Origin of the sequence: Polynucleobacter sp. AP-Sanab-80-C2, from assembly GCF_035012965.1 — a bacterium.
Taxonomy (GTDB): Bacteria; Pseudomonadota; Gammaproteobacteria; order Burkholderiales; family Burkholderiaceae; genus Polynucleobacter.
This window is the reverse complement of sequence record NZ_JAYGQS010000002.1, coordinates 135,447-147,476: the sequence shown is the minus strand read 5'-3', so window position 1 is coordinate 147,476 and position 12,030 is coordinate 135,447. Positions and strand designations below refer to the sequence as shown.

10 protein-coding genes are annotated in these 12,030 nt (G+C 46.2%); 6 read left to right on the top strand and 4 right to left on the bottom strand.

Annotated elements, in window-relative coordinates:
• Positions 1–5: 5 nt before the first annotated feature.
• A complete protein-coding gene (locus VC178_RS03910; RefSeq protein WP_323481663.1) occupies positions 6–1,874 on the bottom strand; it encodes an extracellular solute-binding protein in 1,869 nt (622 codons plus the stop codon).
• 50 nt (positions 1,875–1,924) lie between these two features.
• On the opposite strand from VC178_RS03910, the gene fabI reads away from it, so the two are divergent.
• From fabI to VC178_RS03880, 6 genes are all read left to right on the top strand, one after another.
• Positions 1,925–2,710: an enoyl-ACP reductase FabI gene (gene fabI, locus VC178_RS03905; protein ID WP_323481662.1), complete on the top strand. Its 786-nt coding sequence runs from the start codon at positions 1,925–1,927 to the stop codon at positions 2,708–2,710.
• Complete coding sequence (gene chrA / locus VC178_RS03900; protein WP_323481661.1) at positions 2,707–4,038, top strand: chromate efflux transporter; 1,332 nt, start codon at positions 2,707–2,709, stop codon at positions 4,036–4,038. The genes fabI and chrA overlap by 4 nt, the downstream gene beginning before the upstream one ends.
• 32 nt (positions 4,039–4,070) lie before the next feature.
• Entirely contained in the window at positions 4,071–4,946 is an 876-nt protein-coding gene (locus tag VC178_RS03895; protein ID WP_323481660.1) for an FAS1-like dehydratase domain-containing protein, read from the top strand.
• 42 nt (positions 4,947–4,988) lie between these two features.
• Positions 4,989–6,365: an MmgE/PrpD family protein gene (locus VC178_RS03890; RefSeq protein ID WP_323481659.1), complete on the top strand. Its 1,377-nt coding sequence runs from the start codon at positions 4,989–4,991 to the stop codon at positions 6,363–6,365.
• A gap of 19 nt (positions 6,366–6,384) precedes the next feature.
• Positions 6,385–7,230: a CoA ester lyase gene (locus tag VC178_RS03885; RefSeq protein ID WP_323481658.1), complete on the top strand. Its 846-nt coding sequence runs from the start codon at positions 6,385–6,387 to the stop codon at positions 7,228–7,230.
• Positions 7,231–7,326: 96 nt separating this feature from the next.
• Positions 7,327–8,316 carry a tripartite tricarboxylate transporter substrate binding protein BugD gene (locus VC178_RS03880; RefSeq protein WP_215296694.1) on the top strand — a complete coding sequence of 330 codons (990 nt, stop codon included), beginning with the start codon at positions 7,327–7,329 and terminating at the stop codon, positions 8,314–8,316.
• Positions 8,317–8,371: 55 nt separating this feature from the next.
• Here the strand turns inward: VC178_RS03880 and VC178_RS03875 are convergent, their stop codons facing one another.
• Genes VC178_RS03875 through VC178_RS03865 form a run of 3 tightly spaced genes read right to left on the bottom strand, consistent with a single transcriptional unit; the run spans position 8,372 to position 11,975 of the window.
• Entirely contained in the window at positions 8,372–8,992 is a 621-nt protein-coding gene (locus tag VC178_RS03875) for a hypothetical protein (protein WP_323481657.1), read from the bottom strand.
• The gene (locus VC178_RS03870) at positions 8,992–10,257 is read right to left on the bottom strand and encodes a sialidase family protein (protein WP_323481656.1); all 1,266 of its coding nucleotides are present in this window, start codon (positions 10,255–10,257) and stop codon (positions 8,992–8,994) included. Before VC178_RS03870 ends, VC178_RS03875 begins: the two co-directional genes overlap by 1 nt.
• Positions 10,254–11,975 carry an ArnT family glycosyltransferase gene (locus VC178_RS03865; RefSeq protein ID WP_323481655.1) on the bottom strand — a complete coding sequence of 574 codons (1,722 nt, stop codon included), beginning with the start codon at positions 11,973–11,975 and terminating at the stop codon, positions 10,254–10,256. The genes VC178_RS03870 and VC178_RS03865 overlap by 4 nt, the downstream gene beginning before the upstream one ends.
• Between the last annotated feature and the right edge of the window lie 55 nt (positions 11,976–12,030).

Genomic DNA, 12,030 nt, shown 5'->3' with positions numbered 1-12,030 from the left:
TTGCATTATTTAGCCCCCTCTTTCCACCAGTTTTGCATGATCCAAGGTTCTGCCTGGTAATACAAAGGAGGCTCTGGGTAGCGCATCTCATTGCGGAAGGCAACTCGGTGAGTGGGGTTGTACCACTGCGGTATCACGTAATAGCTATTCCACAGTACACGATCGAGCGCTCTACAAGCAGCACGCAACTCTTCGCGATTCTGCGCCTTAGTGATTTCTTCGATTAAAGCGTCTACGACTGGCGACTGCACACCAATGATATTGTCTGAACCCTTTTCTTTGGCAGCCTGGCTACCAAAACGATCCCACAATTCATTACCAGGATTCTGAGAATCTGGGAAGCGAGTGGTTGTCATATCGAAGTCATATTCATTCATGCGCTTTTGGTACAAGGCAAAATCGCTTGTACGAATATCAAGCTGAATACCCAACTTTTCTAAGTTGCGACCATAAGCAGAGAGAATTCTCAAGAAAAAACCGCCGTTCTCCACCATCTCCATACGAAACGGTTCACCCTTTTCATTGCGCAAAGCACCGTCACGATACTGCCAGCCAGCGTGCATGAGTAATTCACGAGCTTGACGCAGATTTTGACGAAGACTACCCGGTGACTTGGTTGATGGTGGTAATGGCATCGGACCAAATACGGCATCTGGCACCCATTGTGGATATTTCGCCTTGAGCGGTTTGAGTAATTTGAGTTCTGCTTCTGTGGGTTTACGGGGACCATCGAAGTTTGCGCTTAAATCACTATTAGTGAAGAAGCTATTAATACGACCGTACTGATCAAAAAATATTTGGCGATTCAACCACTCGAAATCCAAAGCTAAGCCTAATGCTTGCCGCACGCGCGGATCTTGAAAAATCGGTTTACGTACATTCATGGCAAAGCCCTGCATACCTGCGCCATTATGGTTAATGAAGGCCTTCTTTAAGAGTGTGCCATTGTCAAATTTAGAACCGACATAACCCTTCGCCCAAATCTTGGCGCGATATTCCACTAGAGCATCAAACTCCCCTGCTTTGAATGCCTCGAGTCGCACAGCATCGTCACTATAAAGTTTGTAGAGCACGCGATCAAAGTTATAGAAACCCACCCGCACATTTAATGGCTTTGCAAGTTGATCAGCCCAATACTGCGGGTTTCTTTTAAAGACAATTGATTTCCCCGCCTTAAAGGACTCAATCAGATAGGGGCCACTGCCAATCGGTGCGTCAAAGGCTAGCTTATCAAAAGCAATCATGCTGCCATCAGGACGCCTTCCCCAGTTACGAGAAAAAATGGGCAGCGTTCCTACCATGATCGGCAATTCAGTATTGTTGTTCTTAAAGTCAAACCGTACTACTCGATCCGAGATGACGACTGCTTGTTTCACATCAGCAAACGTCGTTTTATAGCGAGGATGTGCAAGGCCACTCATCAAGGTGTCAAAACTATGTTTTACATCTGCCGCTAATACTGGACTGCCATCTGAAAATTTGGCTTCTGGACGAATACGAAACGTGACTGACTGACGATCCTTAGCTATCTCAATATCATCAGCAAGTAGTCCGTAAATACTAGATACTTCATCCGCACTACCCTCGGCGAGGGATTCAAACATCAAATCTATTCCTGGGGCCGTGACACCCCGCAAGGTGAATGGATTGAACTTATCAAAACTGGTTCTTTGCCCAGGGTTTGGCAAAGTCAGAGTGCCGCCTCTGGGGGCATTGGGATTGACATAGTCAAAATGGGCAAATCCATCTGCGTACTTCGGCTTACCGTACTGCGCTATACCTTGCGCCGCTTGCGCAATATTGCTGCCAACCCCAACTAGCAGGGCTAACAGCAAGAAATGAGCAATTTGGCGAAAAGGGGTTTGAGCTGACATATATGCAACAATTGTAGATAGCAAATCATATTTGAAGTAAAGGACACATCATGGGCTTTCTCTCCGGCAAAAAAATCCTCATTACCGGCCTCCTCTCCAACCGCTCTATTGCCTATGGTATTGCCAAGGCCTGCCATCGCGAAGGCGCTGAACTTGCCCTGACTTACGTGGGTGAACGCTTTAAGGACCGAATCGTCGATTTTGCAAAAGAATTCAATACCGAACTCATTTTTGACTGTGATGTTGGTAGCGATGCGCAAATTTCTGCCCTCTTTAAAGATCTAGCCAAATCCTGGCCACAATTTGATGGCTTTGTCCATGCGATTGGCTTTGCCCCACGTGAAGCGATTGCTGGTGACTTTTTGGAAGGTCTCTCACGCGAGGGCTTCAAGATTGCCCATGATATCTCTGCTTACAGCTTCCCAGCAATGGCTAAGGAAGCATTGCCAATGCTGCGCGATAAATCTTCATTACTAACATTGACCTACCTTGGATCAATGAAGAATGTTCCCAACTACAACACCATGGGTTTAGCCAAAGCATCCCTCGAAGCTTCCGTGCGCTACCTCGCTGGCTCTGTTGGTCCTAAGGGTATTCGTGCAAATGGTATTTCTGCTGGCCCAATCAAAACCTTGGCTGCTTCTGGCATTAAAGGTTTCAGCAAAATTTTAGAAGCGGTTGAAAAAACTGCACCACTGCGTCGCAACGTCACGATTGATGATGTTGGCAATACTGCTGCTTTCTTGTTATCGGATTTAGCCAACGGCATTACCGCTGAAATCATCTATGTTGATAACGGCTTTAGCCAAGTCGTTGGTGGAATGGAAGACGCTTGAGTAGTTCGGTTTCATTAGGCGAAGCCCTCAAATTCTGGGCTAAGTTAGGCTTTATTAGTTTTGGAGGGCCCGCAGGACAAATCGTTGTTCTGCATCAAGAGTTAGTAGAGAAGCGTCGCTGGATTTCTGAGCGGCGCTTTTTACATGCGCTGAACTATTGCATGGTCTTGCCTGGCCCCGAAGCCCAGCAACTAGTTACCTATATTGGGTGGTTAATGCATCGTAGTTGGGGCGGCATTCTGGCTGGCACCCTATTTGTATTGCCCTCACTATTGATTTTGATTGGTCTGTCTTGGGTATATCTCACCTATGGACAAGTGCCTTGGATCGCTGCGATTTTCTTTGGCATCAAACCGGCGGTCACTGCTATTGTTTTGCATGCAGCAGTGCGTATTGGCAAACGTACGATTCACAATCAAGCGTTGCAATGGATTGCATTGGGTTCATTCTTAGCAATCTTTATTTTGAACTTATCGTTCCCTATCATTGTTTTGCTTGCTGCCGCTATTGGTTGCTGGGGCGGCAAGCGTTACCCAGAATACTTTCAGCAAAGCGGTCATAACAACAAAGCAGTGAAAAGCTACGGCAAGGCCATCATTGATGATGACACCCCTACCCCAGCGCATGCTCAATTTCATTATCAAAAAACTTTAGTTCATAGTGCCATTGCCTTTGCTTGCTGGCTACTTCCGATGAGCATCTTGATAGCTATCTTTGATTGGAAAACGCTCTTTCCCAATCTTGCTTGGTTCTTTACAAAGGCAGCCTTTCTGACTTTTGGTGGCGCTTATGCCGTGTTGCCATATGTCTACCAAGGTGCAGTAGATCAATTTCATTGGTTAAGTGCCAACCAAATGATTGATGGTTTGGCTCTTGGTGAAACGACGCCGGGACCACTGATCATGGTCGTTGCTTTTGTTGGTTACCTCGCTGGACATATTCAGCACCTCATTGGCAATAGCAGTCCATTTTGGTTTGGTGCACTAGGGGCAGTTGTGGCTACTTGGTTTACCTTCTTGCCATCCTTCTTCTTCATCTTGGTTGGTGGACCCTTGGTGGAATCAACCCATGGCAAGATGAGCTTTACAGCACCTCTCACGGCGATTACAGCAGCAGTGGTTGGCGTGATCGTCAATCTTGGTCTCTTTTTTGCTTATCACGTATTTTTACCCCATGGTCTAGGTGGCACCATTTCCTGGATCTCTATGCTGATTTGTGGCTTGGCAGCGATAGCCCTCTTTAAATTCCAAAAAGGGGTGATGACCGTATTGGGTGGCTCAGCCTTAGCGGGCCTGTTGATCCACTTTTCCGCTATTTTGATCAGCTAAGATTCTTTCCTAAGATTGGCATAATAGAAGTTATGCGAATCCAACCTCAAACCATCACCCATCTTCAAGAGTGGCTCGGTAAAACGGAGTCTCTATCTGACACCGTCACTGCCGCGCCAGTGCGCGCTTTATCAGCAACCCTAGATAGACCTGATCCCGAACCCAGTAAGGGCAGTTTCCTACCTGAACTATGGCATTGGCTCTATTTTTTACCTCATGCACGACAGTCTGAAATTGGTCCTGATGGCCACCCCAAGCGTGGCGGCTTCTTACCACCCGTTCCTCTGCCACGTCGGATGTGGGCTGGTAGTCGTATTCAATGGCTAGAGCCAATTAGCGTCGGTGATGAGATTCAGCGTGTTTCGAAAATTGAATCCGTTACTCATAAAGCAGGTCGCACTGGTGATTTAATTTTTGTTTTGGTGAAACATCAAGTCTCAAATCAACAAGGCTTAGCCATCATTGAAGAACATGACATTGTCTATCGTGATGCGCCTGGTCCTGATGACAAACCGGTAGCACCAACACCAGCGCCTACCAATGCCAAGTGGAGCAAAACGATTACTCCCGATGATGTTCTCTTGTTTCGTTACTCAGCATTGACTTTTAATGGACACCGCATTCATTACGACCGTCAATACGTTACCGAAGTGGAAGGCTATCCAGGCTTGATCGTTCATGGTCCGTTGATTGCGACACTCTTGGTTGATCTTGTGCGTCAGAGTATTCCTGGTTGCAAGTTAAAGAGCTTTGAGTTCCGCGCGATACGCCCTACCTTTGATATCAATCTCTTTAAAGTTAGCGCTAAGCCTGATCTAGAAAAAGATCCTTCTGGCAAAACACTTGCAATATGGGCACAAGACCACGAAGGCTGGCTCACGATGCAAGCTACCGCTGTTCTTGCGTAATAAGACAGTCGTTTAAAAAAGAAAACTTGAGGCCGCAACCCGATGAGTAATGAACATTTATCTCGTGAATTAGCAAGCTTTGCTAGCAATCTAAAAATTGCTGATATTCCTAACGATGTGATTAGTCGCGCAGAAGATCTTTTAGTAGACTGGTTTGGATCTGCAATTGCGGGTAAGGGTTCGCGCCCTGTAGAAACGCTTACCCAGTTCGCCCTAAATATGGGTGGCTTTGATGCTACTCATACTGGCCCTTCTGAAATCCTGATCAATCGTAAAACCTCGAGCCCATTCTTAGCAGCGATGGCGAATGCTGCGGCCTCACATGTAGCAGAGCAAGATGATGTTCACAATGGCTCAGTCTTTCATCCGGCTACTGTAGTTTTTCCTCCAGCCTTAGCCTGTGCGCAAGCGATTGGGGCCTCTGGTGAAGATATGCTGGTTGCCGCAGTAGCAGGATATGAAGTAGGCATTCGGGTTGGAGAATTTTTAGGCCGCTCACACTACAAAGTTTTTCACACTACGGGTACTGCAGGTACGCTTGCAGCAGCTGCTACTGTCGGTCGTTTACTCAAACTCAACCCTGAAAAAATGCTTAATGCTTTTGGTTCTGCAGGCACTCAATCGGCAGGTCTTTGGGAATTTCTACGCGATGCCGCAGACTCTAAGCAATTGCATACGGCACACGCTGCCGCTACTGGCTTAATGTCGGCCTATATTGCACAAGCTGGTTTTACTGGCGCACATCATATCCTAGAAGGCAAACAAGGTTTAGCCGCTGGCATGTCTAGCGATGCAGATCCAAGTAAATTAGTGGACCGCTTAGGTAGTCGTTGGGCTTTAGCAGAAACGAGTTTTAAATATCATGCCTCTTGTCGCCATACCCATCCTGCTGCTGATGCTCTTCTGCAAGTCATGCTTGCCAACAAACTCAAACCTAGTGATATCGCTAAAGTGGAAACTTTAGTACACCAAGGTGCAATTGATGTCTTGGGTCCAGTCACCGATCCTGCAACAGTGCATCAATCGAAGTTTTCTATGGGTACTGTATTGGCACTCATTGCACACTATCAGTTTGCTGGCTTACAAGAATTCGATGAACACTTCCATGATGAAGCGATTTGCTTGTTTAGAGATCGCGTCACGATGACGCTCGATCCCGAAGTGGATAGCGCTTATCCCCAACGTTGGATTGGCAAAGTCAAAGTTCATTTGAATAACGGTCAAGTTCTCGATGGTCGCGTTGATGAACCCAAAGGCGATCCTGGCAATACCCTTTCACGCGCTGAAATCACCGATAAGGCAATGCGCTTAGCCACCTTTAGCGGTGGAGCTCATCCAGCTGAGATGAGTAAAGCGATTGATCTCTTGTGGAATATCCGCAAACAGGCCAAGATGGGTTCTTTACTTCCTGCCAATTAAATCCCCAATTTAGACTTTCATGAATCCACTTGATACCCCGCTAGGCTTTAGTTGTGACTTTTTATTTGTGCCAGGCACTCGCCCCGAGCGTTTTATCAAAGCCCTGGATAGCGGTGCTCATGGGGTTATCTTAGATCTAGAAGATGCTGTAGCAGAAGAAGATAAAGAGGCAGCTCGAACTGCAATCCGCACTGCTTGGCCACAGTTTTCAGCTGAACAAAAGAAGCGTCTTGTGATTCGTACCAACTCTCCGGGATCCAAGTTTTATTCCGCTGATTTGATTCTGGCCCAAGAATTACAAGTAGCCTGCTTACTGATTCCCAAGAGCGAGTCCGTTGATCAAATCAATGGTGCAGCCCTAGTGCTACCGAACACCGCCATCATTCCCATGATTGAAACAGCGATTGGCTTAGACCGACTCCGAGAAATATCCACCGCCAATCAAGTGCTCCGTCTTGCCCTAGGCAATCTTGATTTACAAGCTGACTTGGGCATGATCTGTGATCCCCAAGAAACTGAACTGCAAACGGCTCGCTATCAAATCGTTTTAGCTTCCCGCTTGGCCCAAATTGCCCCTCCAATTGATGGGGTGACACCCTCAACCGATGATCTACCTCGTATCACTGACGATGCTGAAAGAGCGAAACGCATGGGCTTTGGCGCAAAACTGTGTATCCATCCTAAGCAAGTGGCTATTGTTCAGACTGCGTTTATGCCCACTGAAGAAGAAATTCGATGGGCCCAGAGAGTGATCGAAGCAGATCATGCCTCAAAAGGGGGTGCTGTAAAGCTGGATGGCAGAATGATTGATCGCCCAGTGGTCCTATTGGCCCAAAGAACGCTGGCGCTTGCTGGTAAACACTAATCCCCAGCAAAACTCATTTTTATCAAGAAAACTGGCAAAATAGCTTTTAACAAATCTGCACCCCAACGTTTTAATCACTAACACTAGAGACTAACTATGAAATTACGTAAATCACTTTTCACTGGTTTCTGCGCAATGGCTGCTTCAGCACTACTCGCTGGCAATGCATTGAGTGCAGATGTTTACCCAAATAAACCGATTACGCTTGTTGTACCCTTTTCTGCTGGTGGTCCAACTGACGCCGTTGCGCGTCTGATTGCCGTACCAATGGGCAAAGAATTGGGACAAACGGTCATTGTTGAAAATACCGTTGGTGCTGGCGGCACGATTGCTGCAACCCGGGTGGCACGTTCTGCTCCAGATGGTTACACCGTGTTTATTCACCACATGGGTATGGCAACCGCACCAGCTTTGTACAAAAAATTAAACTTTGATCCAATGAAGGATTTTGAATACATCGGCCAAGTAGTAGATGTACCCATGGTGCTCTTAGGTCGTAAGAATTTCCCACCGAATAACTTTAAAGAGTTAGAGGCTTACATTAAGGCTAATAAAGATAAAGTCACTTTGGCAAATGCCGGTCCTGGTGCAGTGTCTCAGTTATGCGGCCTCTTATTCATGTCACGTGAAGGTGTTGAATTAACCACCGTACCTTACAAGGGAACTGGTCCTGCTCTAACAGATTTACTGGGTGGGCAAGTAGACCTCCTTTGTGATCAGACTACACAGACTGTCCCTTACATTAAAGATGGCTTGGTTAAAGCTTATGGTGTGACAACACCAAAGCGTCTGCCAGCTCTGTCGAACATCCCTACTTTGGATGAACAGGGCCTTAAAGGGTTCGAAGTAAAAGTTTGGCATGGTATGTATGTCTCCAAGGGCACGCCTCCTGCAGTTGTTAATAAGATTAACAAGGCACTGAACGTTGCTCTGAACGATCCAGAAGTCAAAGCCCGCTTAGCGGAGTCCAACATTGAAATCGTTTCACCAGCAAAGAGAACTCCAAAAGGATTGCAAGATCATCTCGATGCTGAAATCAATAAATGGGGTCCTGTGATTCGTAAGGCTGGAGCTTACGCAGACTAAGCAGTTCACTCTGTCTATGAATAAAGCCAGCTACACGCTGGCTTTATTTTTGATCTCAACCCGGTCTAAATAAATAACCAGAGCGGAACTTCTCTTTGCGCTTTTGAAGAAACAAACTCACTAGCGCAAAGATTGACCAGATTACCAAGAGTGGATCTAATAGGTAATCCCAAAGATTGGCAGACTCATGCCAATGAATGACCCAAGCAATGATAGCTAGGCCAATGATCCAAGTTCCCTTAGTCCAATTGGCAAGCGCACAAATGACAGCCGATAGAAGTACGGCAAGCAAGAAAATATTCGAGCCGTAACCCCATGCATAAGGATCAATCATGCTCAGACCTAATGCAAAAGGATAAAAACAGAGTGCAATGATGGCAATACTCCACTTAAATGCTATGGGGGCACCCTTATGACTAGGCAGCAAGGTGCTCCATAACAGCAAAGTACTCACGATACTTAAATCACCGACCACCCCACGCACATAAGCCGCTAATGGAAGCTCCATAAACATCCCTAATCGCCAAAAAAAGAGGTTGGTCAGTACGAATAACAAGAGAAGTTTTGCTGCTAATGGAAATTTCAGTTGAGAGAACTTTTGAATTCCTAACATGAGGACCAAAGAGCAAGTAATAGACATCTCTATCAAAGCAAAGGTTTGCATCAGATCATTCATTATTGCGCCTCCTTCACTTCGATACTCGATCCAGCATTGCTTTGTACCGGCAACTGACTATAAGCACGATCAAGCCATGCGCTGGAGAAATACAGATGCCGAATCTTTTTACGGTCCCAGGTATAGACTAAGTGCGCATCGCTACCACTGGCGCTAATTAGGTAGGGATAAGAAAACTCTTTGCGCTCTTGGTCTGGTAATGCTTCATCATTTTCTAGCACCTCAATAACTTGCCATTGTCCCGACTTAGGATTGCTCATCATGAATACCAAGCGATAGCGCCCTGCCTCAATATTATTCAGCACTAATAGATGGGCGCCGTTCTTCAGAGTTAATCCAGCTACCGCAGAATTAGGATTCTCAATTTCCAGATCGGTAGCAGATTGCCATGATTGGCCCGCATTTCGCGTGAGACTCACCGGAATGCGCTTTGCTTGCCCAGCGCTTCTAGTTTGCCTGAAATATGCAGTAGCATCTTGGGCTTCATTCACAAACACAGCCGGCTGAATTGCGCTACGACCCGAACTCATACGCCGCTTATCAATGACTTGAGTTATATCTAACCTCAAAAACTCACCAAAGCGGCCGATCCATTCATGATAAGCCGGCAGTCCCAAGCGTCCATCGGTCATTTGCACTGCAGGCGACTTCACTAAGGTACTTAGATTAACAAATGGCGAAGTAATTAAGCGTTGAGGACGACCCCAAGTCAAACCATCATCATCTGACAGCATGGTAGAGATTGAACTTCCAGCCCAGCCCCCAATCGAGACCGTCACAAAAAATAATTGCAAGCGGCCATCTGGCAAACGCGCAGGAACGGGGTTGCCTAATTTGGCGATATAGCGTGATAAGCCTTTTTCGGCACCCACTCGATCGATCACCACTGTAGGTGCCGCCCAAGCGTTTGTTTTGGGATCAAATACAGCCGTATTAATCACCACATCAGGCGCGCCTTCACGGCTACCTGCAAACCAAAACGCTCTAACAGCACCATCTTTTAATGCAATTAGTGAGGCAGCATGCACAGACGGTGCACCGGTATCGGGCAGCCAATCAGTACGTGGGCTAGCAATAGAAGGTTGTGAAGGTACTTTTGTCTTAGCAGTTACTTTGCTTTCTGGCTGCGCTTGATTTGTTTCATCTGCTTCTTGTGCAATCACTTCATTTCCTGAAAATGGCGCCCAAGCAGGGCGACTATCAATATGGAGAAATCCAATGACAGCAGCTAGTAACAAAAAACAGAGGGCAATCACACGACTCATCTACAAACATCCTTTACATTCAACAACTCAGTATTAGAAACCGGTGTTGCTATTAAGTACTCATTAACAAAAAGATGTTCACCAACCTTACCAAGTAACATGGCTTTAATCTCTTCATCAGAGTGACGCGCCCTCATTTCCATTCTTTGGCCAATGATCTGACATGAGCTACAAATGCTAGGCGCAAGGCCCAATGGAGACTGCACCGCAACTAAAGGATAGGTTTTGATAAGACCCTCAACATTACCTGCCTCTTTCGCAAGATAGCCATGCAATTGAGCACCTGGCAATAGCAAGCGATATTCTTCATCTTTTGCCCGATAGTCACAGGGAATCCAAACATCTTTACCATTGACTTGCGCAATCGTCGCTGCAGAAAAGCGACCCAAATGCCCCTCTAATGGACTAAGACTACTCGTAAGTGCACAGTAAATTAAAAAGCATCCGATGAGTGCCAAAGTCTTACAGTGACCTCTCTTGATCAGACCAAGTAACACAATGATGAAAGAGGTGCCCATCAATAGCCAGTGCAGCGGGTGATACATCCACGACTCTGAACTACCATCAAAATGAGAGCCTTGTAAATGCAACCCAAGCCAGAACAAAATCGCTAGCACCATACCCTGCAATACCAAGCTAATGCGAAAGCCCCATAAAGGTAAACGCTCCCAGCGCAAAGCAATCAGTACTGCAAAGGCAGGCATCACGGGCAAGAGATAACGACCAGAGCGTTGACTTGGTAAGCTGAACACCAGCAAGAATGTAGCAATTAGCAAGAACAATAAAATTTCTTCTGTCGACAAAAGACGACGTTCACGCCAACATTGGATTAATGTGGACAGAAGTACAAATATAAATAAGCCAGTATTAGCGATCGTCGTAATGAGCAACATCCAGATGCTATCGCCACCGCGAACGAAATCTAGCAAGTAGTTAGAGCTACGTGCGGCAAACTTACCAGCATTCTCACCCAGCACAAATTCTTTCCAAACTGCATCTGGCTGAGGATCAAGAACAAACCATAACCCGAAAACGCCCAAGGCCAACAGGCCAATGAGGATTAATTTATAGAGATCTCGGATGAGCGTTTGAGAAATATTCCATTTTCGCCAGTACCAGTAATACAAGCCGAGCGCTAAGGAAGCAGGAACAATATACGCAAATGATTTTGCAAAGAGTGCTAAACCAAAACTCAGGCCTGCCAATAGTGGGAATAAGAGTTTGGACTCAAAGGCACTCTTCCCCCAATATAAAAGCGCCAAGAATGGCAAGCTTAGCCACAGCACTTCTGGAGGGTCCGTGAGAAATGGGCGCCCATAACGATAAGTTGCAAAAAAAGATAACCAAACGAAGGCTGCCAAGAATCCAGTTTGGGTATTACCGGTAAATCGACGTACTGCTAAAAAGAGAAAAAAAGCAGTGAGCCCTGTATAGAGAACGCTAGGCAAACGTAAGTTTTCGAGACTCCATTGGCTTGCCCAACTGGTACTCACAATGCCTTGCCAAAAAATTAATGGGGGCTTGGTATTTTTAATCCCGTCCATTTGAGATTGGAGTGGCAACCAATGACCAGTATCAGCTGTCATCCGAACAATATGCATATAGGGATACTCGTCCCCATTTTTAGGGGCAAAGCGACTGTCCAAGCCATAAAGATAGGTAATTACCACTAAAACGAGGGTAAGGAGTGCATATCGAAGGGGAAAGGAACCACGCATACCTATAGTTTATAGGCTTAAGCCCCCTGCCAATGAAAAGCTGACATATACACTT

Coding starts and splice junctions, on each gene's coding strand:
- VC178_RS03910 (WP_323481663.1), bottom strand. CDS start 1,874: ATGTCAGCTCAAACCCCTTTTCGCCAAATTGCTCATTTCTTGCTGTTA.
- fabI (WP_323481662.1), top strand. CDS start 1,925: ATGGGCTTTCTCTCCGGCAAAAAAATCCTCATTACCGGCCTCCTCTCC.
- VC178_RS03895 (WP_323481660.1), top strand. CDS start 4,071: ATGCGAATCCAACCTCAAACCATCACCCATCTTCAAGAGTGGCTCGGT.
- VC178_RS03890 (WP_323481659.1), top strand. CDS start 4,989: ATGAGTAATGAACATTTATCTCGTGAATTAGCAAGCTTTGCTAGCAAT.
- VC178_RS03885 (WP_323481658.1), top strand. CDS start 6,385: ATGAATCCACTTGATACCCCGCTAGGCTTTAGTTGTGACTTTTTATTT.
- VC178_RS03880 (WP_215296694.1), top strand. CDS start 7,327: ATGAAATTACGTAAATCACTTTTCACTGGTTTCTGCGCAATGGCTGCT.
- VC178_RS03875 (WP_323481657.1), bottom strand. CDS start 8,992: ATGAATGATCTGATGCAAACCTTTGCTTTGATAGAGATGTCTATTACT.
- VC178_RS03870 (WP_323481656.1), bottom strand. CDS start 10,257: ATGAGTCGTGTGATTGCCCTCTGTTTTTTGTTACTAGCTGCTGTCATT.
- VC178_RS03865 (WP_323481655.1), bottom strand. CDS start 11,975: ATGCGTGGTTCCTTTCCCCTTCGATATGCACTCCTTACCCTCGTTTTA.